This window comes from Streptomyces sp., from assembly GCF_031181555.1.
Classification (GTDB): Bacteria; Actinomycetota; Actinomycetes; order Streptomycetales; family Streptomycetaceae; genus Streptomyces; species Streptomyces fimbriatus.
The window spans coordinates 24136-42812 of sequence record NZ_JAPSKQ010000041.1 but is presented as its reverse complement, the minus strand read 5'-3'; the positions used below and the strand labels follow the sequence as shown (position 1 = coordinate 42812).

General features: G+C 73.0%; 18 protein-coding genes and 2 pseudogenes. 4 read left to right on the top strand and 16 right to left on the bottom strand.

Translation table 11 applies throughout. The annotated features are described in order from the left end of the window. The 13 genes and pseudogenes from RIM90_RS31550 to RIM90_RS11760 all read right to left on the bottom strand — a co-directional run. Nucleotides 1-174: pseudogene (locus RIM90_RS31550) on the bottom strand (gas vesicle protein K); the annotation flags it as partial. Then, a complete protein-coding gene (locus RIM90_RS11815) occupies nucleotides 171-359 on the bottom strand; it encodes a gas vesicle protein (protein WP_004981027.1) in 189 nt (62 codons plus the stop codon). The pseudogene RIM90_RS31550 and the gene RIM90_RS11815, both read right to left, overlap by 4 nt. After that, nucleotides 356-1150, bottom strand: a complete 795-nt coding sequence (locus tag RIM90_RS11810) for a GvpL/GvpF family gas vesicle protein (RefSeq protein WP_309060595.1) — start codon at nucleotides 1148-1150, stop codon at nucleotides 356-358. Before RIM90_RS11810 ends, RIM90_RS11815 begins: the two co-directional genes overlap by 4 nt. Beyond that, nucleotides 1147-1482, bottom strand: coding sequence for a gas vesicle protein (locus tag RIM90_RS11805; RefSeq protein WP_309060594.1), 336 nt, complete (start codon nucleotides 1480-1482; stop codon nucleotides 1147-1149). The genes RIM90_RS11810 and RIM90_RS11805 overlap by 4 nt, the downstream gene beginning before the upstream one ends. Further along, the gene (locus RIM90_RS11800) at nucleotides 1479-2735 is read right to left on the bottom strand and encodes an SRPBCC family protein (protein WP_309060593.1); all 1257 of its coding nucleotides are present in this window, start codon (nucleotides 2733-2735) and stop codon (nucleotides 1479-1481) included. The genes RIM90_RS11805 and RIM90_RS11800 overlap by 4 nt, the downstream gene beginning before the upstream one ends. Further along, nucleotides 2732-3352 (bottom strand): DNA primase, encoded by a 621-nt coding sequence (locus tag RIM90_RS11795; protein WP_309060592.1) that lies wholly within the window; start codon nucleotides 3350-3352, stop codon nucleotides 2732-2734. Before RIM90_RS11795 ends, RIM90_RS11800 begins: the two co-directional genes overlap by 4 nt. Next, nucleotides 3349-3615, bottom strand: coding sequence for a gas vesicle protein GvpG (locus tag RIM90_RS11790; protein WP_309060591.1), 267 nt, complete (start codon nucleotides 3613-3615; stop codon nucleotides 3349-3351). Before RIM90_RS11790 ends, RIM90_RS11795 begins: the two co-directional genes overlap by 4 nt. Nucleotides 3616-3619: 4 nt before the next feature. Beyond that, the gene (locus RIM90_RS11785) at nucleotides 3620-4393 is read right to left on the bottom strand and encodes a GvpL/GvpF family gas vesicle protein (RefSeq protein WP_309060590.1); all 774 of its coding nucleotides are present in this window, start codon (nucleotides 4391-4393) and stop codon (nucleotides 3620-3622) included. Next, entirely contained in the window at nucleotides 4390-4824 is a 435-nt protein-coding gene (locus RIM90_RS11780) for a gas vesicle structural protein GvpA (RefSeq protein WP_309060589.1), read from the bottom strand. Before RIM90_RS11780 ends, RIM90_RS11785 begins: the two co-directional genes overlap by 4 nt. A 46-nt stretch (nucleotides 4825-4870) precedes the next feature. Further along, nucleotides 4871-5269, bottom strand: a complete 399-nt coding sequence (locus tag RIM90_RS11775; RefSeq protein ID WP_309060588.1) for a gas vesicle protein — start codon at nucleotides 5267-5269, stop codon at nucleotides 4871-4873. A 103-nt stretch (nucleotides 5270-5372) separates the two neighbouring features. Further along, entirely contained in the window at nucleotides 5373-6299 is a 927-nt protein-coding gene (gene ligD / locus RIM90_RS11770) for a non-homologous end-joining DNA ligase (RefSeq protein ID WP_309060587.1), read from the bottom strand. Continuing rightward, nucleotides 6296-8158 carry a transketolase gene (locus tag RIM90_RS11765; protein ID WP_309060586.1) on the bottom strand — a complete coding sequence of 621 codons (1863 nt, stop codon included), beginning with the start codon at nucleotides 8156-8158 and terminating at the stop codon, nucleotides 6296-6298. The genes ligD and RIM90_RS11765 overlap by 4 nt, the downstream gene beginning before the upstream one ends. After that, complete coding sequence (locus tag RIM90_RS11760; RefSeq protein WP_309060585.1) at nucleotides 8155-9687, bottom strand: NAD(P)/FAD-dependent oxidoreductase; 1533 nt, start codon at nucleotides 9685-9687, stop codon at nucleotides 8155-8157. Before RIM90_RS11760 ends, RIM90_RS11765 begins: the two co-directional genes overlap by 4 nt. A 142-nt stretch (nucleotides 9688-9829) precedes the next feature. Between RIM90_RS11760 and RIM90_RS11755 the strand changes: the two genes are divergently transcribed. Together RIM90_RS11755 and RIM90_RS11750 are read left to right on the top strand one after the other, a co-directional pair. Further along, nucleotides 9830-10792 (top strand): LLM class F420-dependent oxidoreductase, encoded by a 963-nt coding sequence (locus RIM90_RS11755; RefSeq protein ID WP_309060584.1) that lies wholly within the window; start codon nucleotides 9830-9832, stop codon nucleotides 10790-10792. A 23-nt stretch (nucleotides 10793-10815) separates the two neighbouring features. Beyond that, nucleotides 10816-11907 (top strand): enolase C-terminal domain-like protein, encoded by a 1092-nt coding sequence (locus RIM90_RS11750; protein ID WP_309060597.1) that lies wholly within the window; start codon nucleotides 10816-10818, stop codon nucleotides 11905-11907. Here the strand turns inward: RIM90_RS11750 and RIM90_RS11745 are convergent. Next, nucleotides 11904-12338, bottom strand: a complete 435-nt coding sequence (locus RIM90_RS11745) for a hypothetical protein (RefSeq protein WP_309060583.1) — start codon at nucleotides 12336-12338, stop codon at nucleotides 11904-11906. The two genes, RIM90_RS11750 and RIM90_RS11745, sit on opposite strands and share 4 nt — an antisense overlap. Then, complete coding sequence (locus RIM90_RS11740) at nucleotides 12335-12799, bottom strand: phage holin family protein (RefSeq protein ID WP_309060582.1); 465 nt, start codon at nucleotides 12797-12799, stop codon at nucleotides 12335-12337. Before RIM90_RS11740 ends, RIM90_RS11745 begins: the two co-directional genes overlap by 4 nt. 108 nt (nucleotides 12800-12907) lie before the next feature. Here RIM90_RS11740 and RIM90_RS11735 point away from each other — a divergent pair, with 108 nt between their 5' ends. Further along, nucleotides 12908-13258, top strand: coding sequence for a VOC family protein (locus RIM90_RS11735; protein ID WP_309060581.1), 351 nt, complete (start codon nucleotides 12908-12910; stop codon nucleotides 13256-13258). 25 nt (nucleotides 13259-13283) lie between these two features. On the opposite strand, the gene RIM90_RS11730 is transcribed toward RIM90_RS11735, so the two are convergent. Next, the gene (locus RIM90_RS11730) at nucleotides 13284-15293 is read right to left on the bottom strand and encodes a DUF5107 domain-containing protein (RefSeq protein ID WP_309060580.1); all 2010 of its coding nucleotides are present in this window, start codon (nucleotides 15291-15293) and stop codon (nucleotides 13284-13286) included. 186 nt (nucleotides 15294-15479) lie between these two features. Between RIM90_RS11730 and RIM90_RS11725 the strand changes: the two are divergent. After that, nucleotides 15480-18619 (top strand): annotated as a pseudogene (locus tag RIM90_RS11725) (Tn3 family transposase). Nucleotides 18620-18677 lie beyond the last annotated feature (58 nt).

The window sequence follows — 18677 nt, the reverse complement described above, 5'->3', positions numbered from 1 at the left end:
GAGCACCAGCTTGATCAGGTCGCGTTCGACCGTGTCCGGCTCCAGGTCGAGCCGCCGGCGCCGGCCGCCGTGCGGCTCGGCGTGCGCCTGCGGGGCGACATCCCACTCGGCGTGCGGCTCGACGTGCGGCTCGGCATGCGGCTCGACGTGCCGGTCGTCCTGGTGGGCCGTCAACGCGACTCCTCGAAGGGGGAGGGAACCTGCGCGTTCACCGAGCTGATGAGCGCGTTGAGATCGATGCGGACCAGGTCGACGTCCGCGATGCGCAGCGTGATGTCGCCCGTGATGACGACTCCGCCGGCCAGGAGCCGGTCGAGCAGGTCCACCAGGGCTATCTCCCGGCGTTCGACGACGGTCACGGCCCCTCCCCCGGTTTCCCCTCCGAGGGTGCCGTTTCCTCACCCGCGAACGAATAGGCGGCCCAGGGGCCGGTGAGTTCGACGCGGATTCCGGGAGCCCCGTCCTTGGTCCGGTCCACCTTTTCCACGAACTCCTCGGATTCCGTGCGCCGCACGAGGTAGGCGGCATTGAGCACATTCCGCCCGGAGGCGCCGGAGAGCGTGGGGTTCTGCGGTGCGTGCAGCCGGGAATCCTCGGCGCACTCGGAAAGCATTTCGTGCAGCCGGGTCGCGAAGGTCTCGGCCTTCTGCCACAGTTCCTCGTGCGATTTCGTCCGCATGCGCCGCTGCCGCAGATAGTCCCGGCCGGACGCCGGCTTCCGCTCCGGCGCGACGGCGGTTTCCGGCGCCGGTTCCGACTCGAGGTAGACCTTGACGCCCCACTCCACGCGGCCCTCCAGCCGGTCCAGGGTCCGCAGGAAGCTCTCCTCCCGCGCCTCCATCATCGTCCGTACGCCGCTGTCGTCCCGGAACACGGTGCCGAGCCGCAGCGGCAGCGGGGTGGTGACGGTGGTGAGCGCGTCGATCACGCCCTGGTGGGCACGGGCGACCGCGGTCAGCCAGTCGAGGTCCTCCAGATGCGCACGGAGCGGTTCCTCGGCGAAGTCCGCCTCCGGCACATGGCTGACGACGGCCACCAGGCCGTGGTGGGGCAGCAGCCGGGGCGGATCGCCGCTCACCCCCGTCAGCTGTGCCTGGAGCGGCGTACCGAAGGGACGGCAGACGGCGTAGACGTACCGCAGTCCGGTCACGGTGTCTCCTCCTGTGCGCGGCGGGGCTCCAGTTCCTCCAGCCGGGCCAGCCGTTCGCGCAACTCGGCGTTCTCCCTGGCCAGTTCGTCCCGACGGGCGCGCGAGGACAGCGCCGGGTCGGACTCCCACCAGTCGATCCCCATCTCCTTCGCCTTGTCGACGGAGGCGACGATGAGCCGCAGCTTGATGGTGAGCAGCTCGATGTCGAGCAGGTTGATGCGGATGTCGCCCGCGATGACGACGCCCTTGTCGAGCACCCGTTCCAGGATGTCGGCGAGGTTGGCGCCACCGCCCTGGCCGTAGGGCTCGGGCAACCGGCTGGGCGTCGTCATCGGCGGCTCCCGCTCTCCGGGGACTCGTCGTCGTACTCGTCGTCGTACTCCTCCGCGTCCTCCGCGTCCTCGGCTTCGGCCTCGTCGTCGTACTCGGCGTCGGCCTCCGCGTCGGGCCCGGGCTCGTCCTCGTACTCCTCCGCGTCCTCCGCGTCCTCCGCGTCCTCGGCTTCGGCCTCGTCGTCGTACTCGGCGTCGGCCTCCGCGTCGGGCCCGGGCTCGTCCTCGTACTCCTCCGCGTCCCCGTTCTCGTCCTCGTCCGCGTAGGCGTCCTCGGCCGGCTCCTCGCCGGTGTCCTCCTCCGCCTCCTCGTCCGCGTCGGACGTGTCCTCCTCGGACTTCTCCTCGGGCGCCGTGCCCTCGTCCTCCTCCTCGGCCAGGGCGTCCTCGTGGCTGCGGACGACCTCGCCGTCGCGGATCTCGCCCCGCCAGCCCTCCTCGACCTCGCCCTTGAGGGTGATGAAGCGGGCGAAGTTCTTCAGGTCGAGCCGGGCCCGGCGGCCCTGGGCGCGCCAGATGTTGCCGGTCTTCTCGAAGAGACCCGTGGGGTAGTACTCGATGACCAGCAGGACCCGGGTGAGGTTGTCGGCGAGACGGTGGAAGGAGACGACGCCCTTCGTCGTGCCCTTGGCGCCCTCGGAGGACCAGGCGATGCGGTCGTCGGGCACCTGCTCGGTGGTCCGTGCCTTCCAGCTGCGGTTGGACCAGAAGACCTTCAGCTGCCAGTCCGAGGTGGTGTCGTCGGACCTGTCGGCGCTCTTGACGCCCTTGGCGAAGGTGCTGAAGTCCTGGTACTGGGTCCACTGGTCGTAGGCCGTGCGCAGCGGGACCCCGACGTCGATGTGCTCGATGATGACGGTGGGCTTCTTGCCGGCCGAGCGCTTGCGCCCGCCCTTGCCTCCGCCCAGGTTCTTCAGGGCGCCCTTCACGTTGTCCTTGGCCCGCGAGGCGCCGAGCTCGACGGCGGTGCGCAGCGGGCTCTTGCCCTCGGCGATCTTGCGGCCACCGTCGGCGGCGAGCTTGGCGAGGCCCGGGCTGTTTCCCTCGGCGATGTCGTTGAGCTTGGCCGTGGTCTCGCCGAGCTTGCGGCCGACGCCGGTCAGCAGACGGGTGGCCTGGGCCGCGAGGTAGTCCTGCAGTTCGGCCTTGAGCCGGTCGGCGGCCTCGCTGTGGGCCACGTCCGCGAGAGGGTTCGTTCCCCCGCGCGCACCGTCACGAACGGCGGAGGACGCGGATCCGAGTGTGTCGGTCATCCTTCACCGCCTCCCTTCGACGTGCGGGAGCGGGTGCCCCGGGTCGCGGTGCTCCGCGCGGCCGCCGTCTTCTTGGCCGCGGCCTTCTTCGCCGGGGCCGCCTTCTTCGCCGCCGTCTTCCCGGCGGGCCGCTTGGCGGCCTCCTTCGACGGGGCCTTCTTCTTCGACGGGGTCTTCTTCGCCGCCCGCCCGGAGGCCGGCTCCTCCTCGCCCTGCTCGTCCTGCGGCTCGCGGTCCTCCTCCTCGGCGGCCCCGGCGTCCTCGGTACCGGCGTTCCCGGCGTCGTGCTCCTGCCGGCCCGCGCCCGTCAGCCGGTCGCGCATCTCGGTGGTACGGCCGTGCAGGCGGTCGGCGAGGGCGTCGAGCTGCCGCTCGACCAGGGCGCCGGAGGCCGCCTTGCCGACGCCGCGCAGATCACCGCGCAGCTGGTCGCCGAGCTCCTTGAACTGCGGGTTGTCCCGGAGCTGCTGGGACACCAGGTCCGCGATCCCCCGCGGGCCGAGATTCAGTTTCTTGCCGGCCACCAGGCCGCCGACGGCGACCGCCGCCTTCAGTTTCCTCGTCCGTCCGAGGAGATATCCGGCCCCGATCGCGAGGCCCAGTCCCACGCGGTTCACTGTTGCACCGTCCCGTCCCCTGTACCCGCGCTCGTGCGCGTTGCGGTCTCCAACCGGTCGAGGAGTTCGTCCTCCTGCCGGTCGAACTCCTCCTCGGTGATCTCTCCGGCCTCCAGCCGCTCCTCGAGCCGGGCCAGTTCGGCACGGATGGTGGCGGGGTCGTAGTAGATGCGCTCCGCCTCCCGGAGCACCTGCCGGATGGCCCAGCCGCTGCCGCGCACCGGGGCGAACGGCAGCAGCAGCACCTCCGAGAGCAGGCCCATGTCCTCACCCCGCTCCGGCGTCCGCCCCGCCGGCCGCGGTGCCCGCCGGTTCGGCCGGGCCGGGCTCGACGAAGCTGTACGGGGGCAGCGGGCCGTTCAGGCGTACCTCGAGGTGGGGCATGTCCTTGCGGGCCTGCTCCACCGCGGCCAGGAAGTCCTCCGCCGCCTCGCGCTTCACCAGGTAGGACACGTTGGCGAGCCAGCCCGTGGACTCGGGGCCCACGCTCACGGAGTCCGCGGCCGGTTCCAGGGCGTGCTCCAGCGCGGCGGCGTCCTCGGTCTCCTTGGCCTTGACCGCGCTGGCGACCATCTCGCCGAGCCGGATCTTGTCCTCGTAACTGCCGCCGCCCGCCTGCCGGTTGGCCTCCGCGAGAGCGCGGATCTCCGGGTTGCCGGCCATCACGTGGTGCAGGACGGCTTCCTCGACGTGGTTGGCCTTGACGTTGTACTCGACCCGGCCGTCCAGCGCCCTCAGCCGCTCCCTGTAGTGCTCGGCGCGCTCGGCGAGGACACCGGTGACGGCGTCGTCGTCCGGGGCGACGCTGCCGAAGCGCATGGGCAGCACGCAGCCGGCCGCGCCGGCCTCGCTGAGCACGTTCTGGTGGGCGAGCAGCTCCCTGCGCTTGGGGCGCAGCCCCTCGGGGGCGTCGCTGACGACGGCCGCCAACTCCCCCTCCCGCAGGATGCGCACCGGACGCGGCGGGTCGCCGACGCCTCCCATGCCCTCGGGGAGGGCAGGGTGTGTGACCGCCGTGATGCCGTAGACGTAGGTGCTCACTCCTGCTCCTCCTTCCGGCGGGTGGACGTGGTCTTGCGGGGCCGCGGACGGGCCTCGGTCTCGCGCTCGGAACCGCCGTCACGCCCCTGCTTGAACGCGTCGGAGATGGTTTCGGCGGCCCCCGACAGCGCCCCCTTGGACTTGCCCCGGGCGCCGGACTCGGTGACCTCGCCGACGATCTCGGGCAGGCCCGGGCTCTTGCGGGGTCCGGCCTCGAGGTCGAGGCGGTTGCACGCCTCGGCGAAGCGGAGATAGGTGTCAACGCTGGCGACGACGACACGAACGTCGATCTTGAGGATCTCGATGCCGACCAGGGACACGCGCACGAATGCGTCGATGACGAGCCCCCTGTCCAGAACAAGCTCAAGCACGTCGTAGAGGCCGCTGCTGCCGCCTCCACCGCCGGTCTGCTGTGCCGGTACGACTGTCATGCCGGCTGCTCCTCCTTGTCTGTGGGTGTGGGTCCGGTCGGGCGGCCTAGCGGCCGCCGGGCCTGTGTGCGTCGGCCCGCCCGCGCTCGTAGCGGCGGACGCGCCGGTAACCGGTGAGCTGGCCGTCGGGGTCCAGCTCCACCTGGTAACTCGCCATCAGGCTCATCGTGTCCGGGACGCGCTCGAGTTCGAGCACCTCGATCTCCAGCGCCCAGCCCTCCTCCGTCTGCTCGAAGGACGACACGGACTCGGCTTCCATACCGGTGAGTTCCGCGAGCTGTCCGCGCGCCTGGCGCAGCACCTCCATCGGGCTCGGCCGTTTGGTGGTCGTGTTCTTCTCCGTGGTTTCCGTGTTCTCCGCGGTCTCCGTGGTCTGACGGGATCGGGGAGACTTCTGGGTTTCCTGTGAACCGTGTGGCTCTTCGGTGTTCTTCGTGTTCGACATGGCCACCTCCCCCTTCGTGTGGCCGCAAGCCTGTTCGCCAAACCTCCACGGACTCACCCGATTGCCGCGCCCCCGCTCGTCGCCCGTCGGCCGGCGGTGCCGCTCAGTCGCGCAGCGCCCGCAGCCGGCGGCGTGCGGGCCCCAGGGCGCGGCCCCGCCGCGGCAGTCCGGCCCACGGGTCGGTGCGCGCCTGTTCGACGGCGTCGGCAACGGTCCAGCGGCGGGCGTGCAGGTCCGGGTCGTCCAGCCGGTCCCAGGAGACGGGGGTGGCGACGGGGGCGCCGGGCAGGGCGCGGACGGTGTAGGGAACGACCGCGGTCTGCGCGTAGGCGTTGCGCTGTACGTCGAGGTACAGCCGGTCGCCGCGGTCCTTCTTGCGGGCGGCGGTGGTGAGCCGGTCGGGGTGGGCGGTGACGAGGGTGTCGGCGACCTCGCGGGCGAAGGCGCGTACGTCGTCGAAGTCGTGGGTGCCGCTCAGTGGCACGATCACGTGCAGGCCGCGGGAACCGGTGGTCATCAGGGCCGAGGGCAGGTCCAGCTCGTCGAGCAGCTCCCCCAGCAGCCGCGCCGCCTCCCGCACCGCCGCGAAGTCGTCGCCCGCGGGGTCGAGGTCGAACACCAGCCGGTCGGGCCGGTCGGCGCGGTCGGCGCGGGACAGCCAGCGGTGCAGGGTGATGCTCGCCTGGTCGACGAGGTACAGGAGGGTGGCGGTGTCGTCGCACACCGTGTGCCGGACGGTGCCGCCCTCCTTGGCGACCTCGGTCCGGGTGATCCACTCCGGATAGGTGTCCGGCGTGTTCTTCTGCATGAACGCGGGACCGTCGATGCCGTCCGGACGCCGGTCCAGCATCAGCGGGCGGCCCCGCAGGTGCGGCAGCATGAACGGGGCGACGGCCCGGTGGTAGTCGACGAGATCGCCCTTGGTGTACTCCCCGGCGTCCCCGCCGCCGGGGAAGAGCACCTTGTCCGGCCGGTGGATCTCCACCGTGCGACGGCCGGCCCGTACCGTCCGCGCACCGCCGTCGGTCACGGCACGACCGCCTCCTCCACCAGCAGCCGGCCGGCCGCCGCGATCGACTCGGCGTCGATGCCGGCGGCGTGCAGCTGCTCGCCCGGGGAGGCCGAACCCGGCATGACGCGCACGGCGAGCCGCACCAGACGCGGTACGGGGCGCCCGTCGGCGAAGGCGTCGAGGACCGCGTCGCCGAGGCCGCCCTCGGGGTGGTGGTCCTCCACGGTCACCAGGCAGCCGGTCTCCTCGGCCGCCGTGCGCAGGGTGTCCCGGTCGACGGGCTTGACCGAGTACAGGTCGATCACCCGTACGGCGATGCCCTCCCCCTCCAGGGTGTCCGCGGCGGCCAGTGCCTCGGGCACGGTGACGCCCGCCGCGACGAGGGTGAGCCGGTCTCGGCCGGAGGAGCGCAGCACCTTGCTGCCGCCGACGGGGAACTCCTCGTCGGGCCCGTAGATCACCGCGCTCTCGCCGCGCGAGGTGCGCAGATAGCGGATGCCGTCGAGGTCGGCCATCTGGGCGACCAGCCGCGCCGTCTGGTTGGCGTCGCACGGGTACAGCACGGTCGAGCCGTGCACCGCCCGCATCATCGCCAGGTCCTCCAGACCCATCTGGCTGGGCCCGTCCTGGCCGATCGCGACACCCGCGTGCGAGCCGACGAGGTTGAGGTGGGAGCCGCTGACCGACGCCATGCGGATGAAGTCGTGGGCGCGGGTCAGGAAGGCCGCGAAGGTGGAGGCGTACGGCACCCAGCCGCGCGCCGCCATGCCGACCGCCGTGGCGACCATCTGCTGCTCGGCGATGTAGCACTCGAAGTAGCGCTCCGGGTGCTCCTTGGCGAAGAACTCCGCGCGCGTGGAGTCGCCGACCTCTCCGTCGAGGGCGACGACGTCGCCGCGCGCGGTGCCGAGGGCGGCCAGCGCCTCGCCGAAGGCGTTCCGGGTGGCCACCTCCTCGCCCTTGTCCCAGCGGGGGAGTTCGAGGGCGGTGGTGCTCCCGGCGGGCGGCGCTCCCGCTCCGGGCGTGCCGGGGCCGGACGGCGTCCGCACCCGGATCCGCAGGTCCCGCGGACCGCCGAGTTCGGCGATCGCGTCCTCGGCCTCCGGCAGCGGCTTGCCGTGCAGGCCCTCGCGGTCCTGGACGGCCTCGACGCCCTTGCCCTTGAGGGTGCGGGCGAGGATCGCGGTGGGCTGGCCCTTGGTGGAGGCGGCCTCCCCGCAGGCGCGGTCGACGGCGTCCACGTCGTGGCCGTCCACCTCGACGGTGTGCCAGCCGAAGGCCTGGAAGCGGCGGGCGTAGGCGTCGAGGTCGTGGCCGTGCCGGGTGGGGCCGCGCTGGCCGAGCCGGTTGACGTCCACGATCGCCGTGAGGTTGTCCAGGTGCTCGTACGCGGCCTGCTCGGCGGCCTCCCAGACCGAGCCCTCGGCCAGCTCGCTGTCGCCGCACAGCACCCACACCCGGTAGTCGGCGCTCTCCAGCCGCTTCCCGGCCAGCGCGATGCCGACGCCGACCGGGAGGCCCTGGCCGAGCGAACCGGTGGCCGTCTCGATCCACGGCAGCCGCCGGGGCGTGGGGTGTCCTTCGAGGCGGCTGCCGCGCTCGCGGAAGGTGAGCAGTTCCTCGTCGTCGAGGACGCCGGCCGCCTTGTAGGCCGCGTACATCAGGGGCGAGGCGTGGCCCTTGGAGAGGATGAAGCGGTCGTTGCCCGGGTGGTCGGGCCGGTCGAAGTCGTAGCGGAAGTGGTGGGCGAACAGGACGGCCATCAGGTCCGCCGCCGACATCGAGGACGTCGGGTGCCCGGAACCCGCGGCGGCCGCGGCACGGACACTGTCCACGCGCAACTGCTGTCCGAGTTCGACGAGTTCACCGGTGTTCATGAGTCTCCTTCGGCGGGGTCTGCGGGATCGGCGGGGGTGTCGGTGCGCTTGACGGGACCCGGGGCGGCACCGGAGCCCGGGGGCGGCTGATCGGCGGGCGGCGCGGGAACGGGCTGGTTCTTCGCGGGTTCGCCACCCGGCTGGTTCTTCGCCGGTTCACCGCCGGGCTGGTTCTTCGCGGGCTCGCCACCGGAAGCCGCTGCGTGACCCTGTCCCCGTCCCGGTCCGCCCGGCACCCGTGCCAGTTCCGGGGAGGCCGTGTCCAGGGGCACCGACCACGACCGTACGAGCCCCAACTGCACGGCCTGGCGCGGCAGTACGGCGTCCAGGAACCAGTCGGCGGCGACCCGCACCCGGTTGCCCGGCATCGCCGCCAGGTGGTAGCCGCGGGTGACCGCTCCCGCGACCGGCCCGGACAGGTGCACGCCGAGCGGGTTGGCGGCGGCCTTGACGCCGCCCAGGTCCACCACGAACCCCATGTCCTTGTGGCGGTAGGCGCGCCGCTCGCCGTCGCCGAACGACGCGGCGATGTTGTGCCCGCAGACCTTGCCCTGCCGCCAGGCGTGCTGTGCGGTCATCGGGGTGTACTCCCCGGGCTTCTCCAGATCGGGCACCGCGGCCGCGTCACCGCAGGCGAACACCTCCGGCCGGCCCGGCACCTGCAGGTGCGGGTCGACGAGCAGCCGGCCGCGTTCCATGGGCAGCCCGAGGGACTCGGCGAGCGGGTCGGGCCGTACGCCCACGCACCACACCAGCGTGCGGGTGTCGACGAACTCCCCGTCGGTCAGCAGCACTCCCTCGTGCGTGGCCTCCTTCACGGACGTGCCCATGCGCACGTCCACGCCCCGTTCGCGCAGCACCGTGTCCGCGGTGCGCGAGAGCCGTTCGTCCAGCTCGGGCAGGACCCGGTCGGCGATGTCCAGCAGCAGCCAGCGCGGCCGCATACCGGTCCGCAAAGGGTGCCGACTCACCTGCGCGTCGGTGAACAGCTGCCCGTGCGCGGCGACTTCGGTACCGGTGTAGCCGGCGCCCACCACGACGAAGGTGCACCGGGCGGCGCAGCTCTTGGGATCGTCGGCGGAGGCCGCGAGTTCCACCTGCCGGGTCACGTGGTCGCGCAGGTACAGCGCTTCGGGCAGGCCGCGGAAGCCGTGCGCGTGCTCGGCGACGCCGGGGACGGGCAGCAGCTTGTTGACGCTGCCGGCCGCGAGCACCAGCCGGTCGTAGGCGAGGGTGCCGCCCTCGTTCTCGGGACCGGTGTAGTGCACGGTCCGCCCGTCGAGGTCGATGCGGTCGGCCTCCCCCAGCACCAGTCGCACGTGCGGCAGCGTGCCGGACAGGGAGACCGTGACCCGGCGCGGCTCCAGGATGCCGGCGGCGACCTGGGGCAGCAGGGGCAGGTACAGGAAGTAGTCGGTCGGGTTCAGCAGGATGATCTCGGCCCGTCCCCGGGCCAGCCGGGACAGGGTCCGGGCCGTGCGGTACCCGGCGAAGCCGGCACCGACGATCACTATGCGGGGTCGACTCACGGTTCGCCTCCGGCGCTGTCGCATACCTCGGGAGACTTCCGCGTCCCCCCGGCCGGGGCCGCCAAACGTCCGCCGGTTGCCGCCCGGACCCCCGGGTACCCGGATCCGGACCCGGACCGCCCACGTCGCGGAGGCACCCCCCATGCCCGAGTACGGCTACTTCCTCTCGTGCGAGCAGTACGGCCCCGCCGAGCTGATCGAGCAGGCCCGGATGGCCGAGCAGGCCGGATTCCAGAGTCTGTGGATCTCGGACCACTACCATCCGTGGACCGACGAACAGGGGCAGAGCCCCTTCGTGTGGTCGGTGATCGGCGCGCTGTCCGAGGCGGTGTCCCTGCCGGTGGAGACGGCGGTGACCTGCCCGACCGTGCGGATGCACCCGGCGGTGGTGGCCCAGGCCGCGGCCACGAGCGCGGTGATGTCGCCGGGCCGGTTCCGGCTCGGCGTGGGCACGGGCGAGGCGCTGAACGAGCACATCCTCGGTGACGCCTGGCCGCCCGCGCACATACGGCTGGAGATGCTGGAGGAGGCCATCCAGGTGATGCGCCGGCTGTTCACCGGCGAGGAGGTCAACCACCACGGCACGCACTACACGGTGGAGAACGCCCGGCTGTACACCGTGCCGGACGAGCCCGTCCCGATCGACATCTCCGGCTTCGGCCCGGCGGCGACCAAGCTCGCGGCCCGGGTCGGCGACGGCTACGTCACGACGATGCCGGACGCCTCGATGGTGGAGCAGTACCGCAAGGGCGGGGGCGGCGGCAAGCCGGTGAGCGGCGGCACCAAGGTCTGCTACGGCACCGACCGGGAGGAGTGCGTGCGCACCGTGCACCGCCTGTGGGCGAACGAGCTGCTGCCCGGCGAGCTGGGCCAGGTGCTGCCCTCGCCGAAGCACTTCGAGCAGGCGCAGTCCCTGGTCACCGAGGACATGGTGGGCGAGAGCCGGGTGTGCGGCGACGACGTGGACGAGCATGTCGCCGAGCTCAGGCGGTTCGCCGACGCCGGCTTCGACCGGATCCACGTCAACCAGATCGGCCCCGACCTGCGCGGCTTCTTCGACTTCTACCGCACGAAGGTGCTGCCGCAGCTCCAGCAGGCCGGGTGACCCGGACGGAGGAGGGGCTGACGATGGAACTGCACCGGCCCGGCGTCTCCGTGTACACCGTGCCGACCGACGCCCCGGAGGCGGACGGCACGCTGGCCTGGGAGGCCACGACGGTGGTGATCGTCGAGGTGTCGGCGGGCGGCGCGACCGGTACCGGCTGGACGTACGGCCCGCCCGCGGTCGGCTACTTCCTCGAGGGGCACCTCGCCCCGCTGGTGGAGGGACGGAGCGCGCTGGACATCCCGGCCGTGCACGACGCGATGTGCCGCTCGGTCCGCGACACCGGACGCCCGGGCATCGCGTCCTGCGCGATCTCGGCGCTGGACATCGCCCTGTGGGACCTCAAGGCGCGCCTGCTGGAGCTTCCCCTGGTGCGGCTGCTGGGGGCGCGCAGGGAGCGGGTGCCGGTGTACGGCAGCGGCGGGTTCACGACGTACCACGACACGCACATGGCCGCGCAGCTCAACGGCTGGGTGCACGGGCAGCACATCCCGCGCGTGAAGATCAAGGTCGGTGAGGGCTGGGGCCGGGAGGTGGCCCGTGACCTGCACCGGGTGCGGGCCGCCCGGCACGTCATCGGCGACCACGCCGAGCTCTACGTCGACGCGAACGGGGCGTACACCCGCAAGCAGGCGGTGCGGGTCGGTCACGCCCTGGCCGAGCACGGGGTGGGCTGGTTCGAGGAGCCGGTGTCCTCGGACGACCTGACCGGGCTGCGGCTGGTCCGCGACGCCGTGGTGAGCGACGTGACCGCCGGGGGGCACGGGTTCGACCTGCCGTACTTCGCGCGCATGATCACGGCCGGGGCGGTGGACTGCCTCCAGGTGGACGCGACGCGCTGCGGCGGCGTGACCGGGTTCCTGCGCGCGGCGGCCCTGGCCGAGGGCCACGGTCTGGAGGTCTCCGCGCACTGCGCCCCGCACGTCCACGCGGTGGTCGCGGCGGCCGTCCCGAACCTGCGGCACATCGAGTGGTTCCACGACCACGTCCGCATCGAGGACATGTTCTTCGACGGCGCCCTGGACCCCACGGGCGGCACGGTCACGCCCACCCGGGGCCTCGGTCACGGCCTGACGCTGCGCGCGCAGGACGTGGCGGAGTACCGGGTCGGCTAGCACCCGTCCCGCGGGCCGGGCCGGCAGGCGTGTCCGTCACGGGCGGGGCGGGTCAGCCGGGGGGTGGCCAGGAGGCCGGCGCCCAGGGCGAGGGCGCCCAGGCGTCCCCGGTTGCGGGACAGCCGGTCCTGGGGGCTGCGGTCCGTGGACTCGTCGTCGAAGCGCCCGTGGGCGCCGTGGTCCCGCCCGTGCGGTCCGTCGGCCGGCGTCCACAGGTTCACCGGCCCCTCCTGCTCGCCCTCGTCGTGCTGCGAGTGGTACCCGGTGCGGGCGCGGCAGTGGTCGAGCAGGCCGGGTGCGACCGCGTCGGCGACGAGCGTGGCGGCCGTCGAGCCGCCGACCCGGCAACTCCCCCCACGCCGCCGGCCCCGGTCACCACGACGGCCTCGCTGTGCTTCGGCGACCGCCTCGTCCCGGCCAACGCGGGTCACGCCCGCGGCGCTTCGGGGCCGCCACCGCCGTCACCGTCCGGTCGTCGCGGCGGTACGGCGCCCGTGGTCGGCGGGACGGACGGCATCGGCGGAACGGGCGCCGCGGTGCCACCGGGTGCCACGTGCCGCTGCCCGGGGACGGCGGCACGCCCCGGGGCGGGCCGGGGGGCCGAGGGCCGGGCGGCGTTCCGCAGGGCGAGGGCGAGGGCGCCCAGGACGGCGGCCGTGATCAGCGCGGCGGCCCAGTCCGGCAGGACCAGGGCGAGCGCGAGCCCCGCGGCCAGTGCGACGGCCGCGCCCGCGTACAGGGCCACGGCGCCGGACGCGGCGTACAGCGCGGCCCGGCGCCGCTGCTTGCGCGTCTGTTCGCGCAGTTCGTCGCGTACGGTCTCGCGCGCCACCTGGGTCAGCTCGTCGACCAGGTGCCTGTCCAGATGCTCCAAGTGCTCCCAGCGCTGCATGGCCGCCGGGTACCCGGGGCCCGGGACGCGTAACGCCACCGGGTGCGGGGTGTGGAGATCGTCCGTGAGCGTCCCCCCGTCCGGTCCGGTCCAACTAGGCTCGGGCCCATGGAGATTCTGGGTGCCACACTGCGCGTCTGCGTCGACGACATCGAGACCGCCATCCCCTTCTACGAGCGGCTGGCGGGCGGTCCGGCCCTCCGGTTCGAGCGGGGCGGCGTCCAGGTCGCCGCGGTGGGCTGCTTCCTGCTGATGAGCGGTCCCGCGACCGAACTGGAGGTGCTGCGCCGGGTCGCGGCGACGATCGCGGTGAAGGACGTGGAGGAGGCCCACCAGGTGCTGACCGGGCTGGGCGCCGACATCATCGCGGGCCCGGTCCCCACCCCGGCGGGCCGCAATCTGCTCGCGCGGCATCCGGACGGGGCGGTCTACGAGTACGTGGACCGCCACCAGCCGTAGCCGGCCCGGTCACGGCGCGGGCCGGTCAGGCCGTGGGCCGCATGCGGAAGTCGTGGCGCTGCGGCAGCGGCTCACCGGTGATCCCGGTCCACAACCGCCCGATGGCCTCGTCCCCCTCCCGCAGGTCGGCGACCTCGAAGCCCGCGTCGAAGACGGCACGGGCCTCCTCGCGCCTCCCCTCGGCGAGCAGCAACCCCGCCTCGATCAGCCGGAACCGTCCGCGCGCCCGGGTCACGGGGTCCAGCCGCGTCCACACGGACCGCGCGTCCGCCGTACGCCCCACGGCGAGCAGCGCCTCTACCGCCTCCCGCCCGAGCGCGGCGGTGGCGGCGGTCCACGATCCGTCTGCGTCATCGGCGTCATCGGCCTCGCGGCGTTCCCGGCACAGGTCGTCGAAGGCCCGCGCGTAGCGCTCCGCGGCCCGTTCGTGGTGGCGGGCCTCCTGGTCGGCGACCGCGAGGCAGCGCAGCGCCGGCCACACCGACGGGGCGTGCCGCAGCCCCCGCTCCCAACTGCGCACCGCCTGTGCGAGGTCACCGGCGTGCCACTGGGCGACTCCGAGGTGGTACTCGGTGAGGGGGGTGGCGGGCGCCGTCTCGAGCATGTCCCGCCAGTGCCGGGCGACCAGCGTCTCACCCGGCGGCCGGCTGTCCGGCGGCTCGGGGAGGGAGCCGGCGCGCAGCAGGTGCAGCCAGGGTTCCTGGTCCTCGCCCAGGGTGGTCTCGTCGAAGGGCGTGCCGGGCAGCTTCCAGCCGGCCCGCAGCACTTCCAGCGCGCCCCAGCCGGAACCGGTGGCGAGTCTCTCGCCGGGTTCGGCGTCGGCGTACGGCTGCCAGGCGGCGTGGGCGGCGTCGACGTCGGCGCGGGGCAGGGCCGCTTCCAGCCGGTCCTCCGCCTCGCGCAGTACGCCGGTCCACTCCCCGTCCGGCCGCGCCTCGAAGGGGCCGTACGCCTCCAGCCAGGACACCCCGCTCTCGGCTTCGAGCCGGACGTGTTCCAGCTGGGTGCGGGCGAGGCCGGCCTGGATCTCGCAGTAGCCGCCGGTGCCGGGCTCGGTGAGCCACTCCTGCCAGCGCCGCCCGCCGGGTCCCCTCCCCCACACGAACAGCTTCCGGCCGCGCAGCGCGTCGGTCGAGGTCTGCACGAGACCGCGGCCGTCGGCGTCCAGGGCGGCGATCCAGCGCCTGCGCTCCGCGGGCACCTCGTAGAAGTAGTCGGCGGCGTAGGTGCTGTTCGGCGGATAGGTGCGGTCGACGCCGTCGTGCACCGGGACGGGCACCCGGCGCAGCCGGCGTTCGTAACCGATGGGGGTACCGCCCACGCCGTTCAGGCAGTGGGGGAGCCAGGCCTCCTCCGCCGGGGCGAGGACGCGGCAGTCCTCCGGGACGGCGATGTTGGACCACCAGTACGTCGGCACCGGCTTCTCGTGCGGGTTGCGGACGCGGACGCCGACGAGGAGGAAGTCGGAGCCGTCCGGCAGCCACAGGTCGACCTGGAACGGCAGGTCGCGCAGCCGCTCCCACTCCCACAGGCGCAGCATCTCACCGCCGTCGGGGGCGGGGACACGGGCGGCGTGCACGGGCGAGCAGGACAGGGTGGTGTGGCCGGTGGCGCCGATGTTCCACTCGATGCCGCCGGAGAACCAGGCGCCGTTGAGGGCGAAGTTGGCGGGCTGGAACACCGGGTTGCGGTAGAGGAGTTCGCGGCCGGTCGGCTTGTGGACGAGGGAGCCGACCCGGCCGCCCAGGCCGGGCAGCACGGTGGCGCGCAGCCGGTCGTTCTCGATCACGAGGGCGTCGACCGGTCGCGGCTCGCGCCGGCGGCCGTAGCCGTCGCGGACGCGGACGGGCAGCAGGCTGTGCAGGGGTGCGTAACCGACCTGCCGGGCCATGTCGCGCGGCAGGTCCTCCTTGTCGCGGTCCTCGACGCGGTGCGTCTCGTCGAGGGGCCGCAGCGGGGGCAGCGGGTTGTCGGGACCCAGGTGTGCGGCGGGCAGCGTCAGGACCTCACGTCGGATCGTCGTCACGATCTCCATGGAAGCCGCCGCGGGCCCGGCTGCACAGGGGCACTGCGGGTCAGGATTGCGCAAACGGGTCTGAGTAGTTGCGGTACAGGATGTAGCGCTGAGATTGATCATGGTCGCTACCACAGTGGCCAGCCCGGGTGGGGGGCTTCCGGGAAAGATCGTTGAGCGGGTGCGGGGGCTGCATACGGTCCGGCTGTGCCGGTGGAATTTCTGACTGATGAGCGAGCCGCTACCTACGGGACGTTCGGTGAGGTGCCCACGCGCCCGGAGCTGGAGCGGTTCTTCTTCCTGGACGACGACCGCGACCTGATCGCGCCGCGGCGGTCGGACGGGCATCGTCTGGGGATGGCGTTGCAGATCTGCACCGTCCGCTACATCGGCACGTTCCTGGGCGACGATCCCTCGCGGTGCCGTGGGAGGTCGTGGACTACCTGGCCGGGCAGCTCGGCATCGAGGACGCGTCGTGTGTGAAGTCGTACGCGGAGCGGCGGATGACGCCGTACAACCACGCGCAGGAGATCCGGGAGCGGTTCGGGTACCACGACTACGGCGATCGGAAGTGGTTGCGGGAGTTCCGGACGTTCCTGTACGGGCGGGCGTGGACGCACGCCGAGGGGCCGGTGGCGCTGTTCAACCACGCGGTGACGTGGCTGCGCCGGCACCGGGTGCTGCTGCCGGGTGTGTCGGTGCTGGCCCGGCAGGTGTCGGAGGCCCGCACGGTGGCGGAGCGGCGGCTGTACGAGTCGGTGGCCAGGGCCACGCACAAGGCGGACCGGACGCTGGCGCCGGCGCTGGTGGGGCTACTGGAGCGTCCGGAGGGCAAACGGGTCTCGGAGCTGGAGCGGCTGCGTACCCCGCCGACGAAGTCGACGGGGACGGCGATGGTCCGCGCGATGGAGCGGGTGGAGGAGATCTCGGCGTTCGCGCTGGGCCGGGTGAACCTGTCCCGGGTGCCGGTGAACCGGCTGAACACGCTGGCCAGGTACGGGCAGCTGAGCAAGGCGCAGACGATTGAGCGGGCGCCGGAGCCGCGCCGGACGGCCCTGCTGACGGCGGTGGTGCGTCAGCTGGAGGCGCAGGCGGTCGACGACGCGCTGGACCTGTTCGCGGTGCTGATGGCGAACCGGCTGATCAGCCCGGCGCGCAGGGCGTCGGAGAGGGAGCGCCTGGCGATGCTGCCGCAACTGGAGAAGGCGGCCCACATCCTGGCGAAGGCGTCGAAGATCCTCACCCAGGAGCTGGACCTGGTCGCCGAGCACGACGCGGACCTGGACGTGGCCGCGCTGTGGGCAGCGGTCGAGGAGGCGGTGCCGCGTACGGCCGTGGCCGTCGCGGTCGCGACCGTCGAGGCCCTGGTGCCCGAGGACGACGGCTCGGCCGAGGCAGCGATGCGCGAGAAGCTGGCCCTGCGCTACAACACCGTGCGCCCGTTCCTGGCGCTGCTGGGCGAGTCGGACGCGCTGAGCGCGGCCCAGGGCGGCAAGCGCATCTTGAAGGCGGTGCGGCGGCTGCCGGCGCTGTCGCGGCGGCGGGTCAAGGAGCGGCCGCTGCTGCCCCGCGAGGTCGACGCCGAGCTGGTGCCCGCGATGTGGCGGCGGGCGGTGTTCTCCAACGCCAAGCTGCCGCAGGGCGCGGTCGACCGGGACGCGTACGTGGTGTGCGTGCTGGAGCAGCTGCACCGGGCGCTGAACCGGCGGGACATCTTCGCCGCCCCCTCCAACCGGTGGGCCGATCCGCGGGCGCGGCTGCTGGACGGGCCGCGGTGGGAGGCGATGCGGGGCGACGTGCTGGCCGGCCTGTCGCTGAGCGAGGACGTCGGCGAGCACCTGGCCACGCTGACCCGGGGCCTGGATGCGGCCTGGCGGCAGATGGCGGGTCGCCTCGCCGAGGCCGGGGACGAGGCGAAGGTGGAGATCGTCGTCCCCGAGGGCGGGGGCCGGGCCCGCCTGAGTGTGGACAAGCTCGGAGCGGTGGGCGAGCCGGAGTCGCTGACCTGGCTGAAGACGACCACGGAGGCGATGCTCCCCAGGATCGACCTGCCGGACCTGCTGTTCGAGGTGCACTCCTGGACCGGGTTCCTGGACGCCTTCCGCCACGTGTCCGCCCGGCCCACGCGGATGGAGGGGATGCTCGTCTCCCTGGTGGCGCTGCTGGTGTCCGAGGCCTGCAACATCGGGCTCACCCCGGTGGTGGACCCGGAGAACAAGGCGCCGACCCGCTCGCGGCTGTCGCACGTGGACCAGAACTACCTGCGCGCCGACACCATCGCTGCGGCGAACGCGGCGCTGATCACCGCCCAGGGCCGCATCGAGCTGGCGCAGCGGTGGGGCGGGGGGATGTTCGCCTCCGTCGACGGGCTGCGCTTCGTCGTTCCCGTCAAGAGCATCAACACCGGTCCCTCGCCGAAGTATTACGGCTACAAACGGGGCCTGACCTGGCTAAACGCTGTGAACGACCAGGTGGCGGGGATCGGCGCGATGGTCGTGCGCGGCACCCCGCGCGACAGCCTGTTCACGCTGGACACGCTGCTGAACCTCGACGGCGGCGTGCGCCCGGAGATGGTGGCCACCGACAACGCCTCGTACTCGGACATGGCCTTCGGCTTGTACAAGATGCTCGGCTTCCGCTTCGCCCCGCGCTTCCGTGACCTGGCCGACCAGCGGTTCTGGCGGGCGGACGTGCCCGTGCCCGAGGGTGAGGAGCCGGCCGGGGACTACGGGCCGCTGGAGGCCATCGCCCGGCACAAGGTGAACCTGAAGCGGATCGAGACGCACTGGCCAGACATGCTGCGGGTGGCCGGGTCGCTGATCACCAACCAGGTGCGGGCGTACGACCTGCTGCGGATGTTCGGCCGCGAGGGACACCCCACGCCGCTGGGGGCGGCGTTCGCGGAGTACGGCCGGATCGACAAGGCCATGCACCTGTTGGCCCTGGTCGACCCGATGGACGACACCTACCGGCGGCTGATGAACCGGCAGCTGACCGTGCAGGAGTCCCGGCACCGGCTCGCCCGCGCGATCTGCCACGGCGGCCGCGGACAGATCCGCCAGGCGTACCGGGACGGCCAGGAGGACCAGCTCGCCGCCCTCGGCCTGGTCCTCAACGCCGTCGTGCTGTGGAACACCCGCTACGTGGACGCCGCCGTCGCTCAGCTCCGCGCGGAGGGCCACGACATCAAGGACGAGGACTTGGCCCGCCTGTCCCCGCTGAAGAACGCGCACATCAACTTCCTGGGCCGCTACCTGTTCAACATCGCCTCCTCCGGCCCCGCCCAGGGCCTGCGGCCCCTGCGCGACCCGGACGAGGTCGAGCCCGACGACGGGGACGAGGACTGATCCGCGCGTACCGGCCGCGCTGCGCCCGAGGGCCGGGTCAGGCCGTGCAGCGGCGCCA

Coding starts and splice junctions, on each gene's coding strand:
- RIM90_RS11805 (WP_309060594.1), bottom strand. CDS start 1,482: ATGACGACGCCCAGCCGGTTGCCCGAGCCCTACGGCCAGGGCGGTGGC.
- RIM90_RS11800 (WP_309060593.1), bottom strand. CDS start 2,735: ATGACCGACACACTCGGATCCGCGTCCTCCGCCGTTCGTGACGGTGCG.
- RIM90_RS11790 (WP_309060591.1), bottom strand. CDS start 3,615: ATGGGCCTGCTCTCGGAGGTGCTGCTGCTGCCGTTCGCCCCGGTGCGC.
- RIM90_RS11780 (WP_309060589.1), bottom strand. CDS start 4,824: ATGACAGTCGTACCGGCACAGCAGACCGGCGGTGGAGGCGGCAGCAGC.
- RIM90_RS11775 (WP_309060588.1), bottom strand. CDS start 5,269: ATGTCGAACACGAAGAACACCGAAGAGCCACACGGTTCACAGGAAACC.
- RIM90_RS11765 (WP_309060586.1), bottom strand. CDS start 8,158: ATGAACACCGGTGAACTCGTCGAACTCGGACAGCAGTTGCGCGTGGAC.
- RIM90_RS11755 (WP_309060584.1), top strand. CDS start 9,830: ATGCCCGAGTACGGCTACTTCCTCTCGTGCGAGCAGTACGGCCCCGCC.
- RIM90_RS11750 (WP_309060597.1), top strand. CDS start 10,816: ATGGAACTGCACCGGCCCGGCGTCTCCGTGTACACCGTGCCGACCGAC.
- RIM90_RS11740 (WP_309060582.1), bottom strand. CDS start 12,799: ATGCAGCGCTGGGAGCACTTGGAGCATCTGGACAGGCACCTGGTCGAC.
- RIM90_RS11735 (WP_309060581.1), top strand. CDS start 12,908: ATGGAGATTCTGGGTGCCACACTGCGCGTCTGCGTCGACGACATCGAG.
- RIM90_RS11730 (WP_309060580.1), bottom strand. CDS start 15,293: ATGGAGATCGTGACGACGATCCGACGTGAGGTCCTGACGCTGCCCGCC.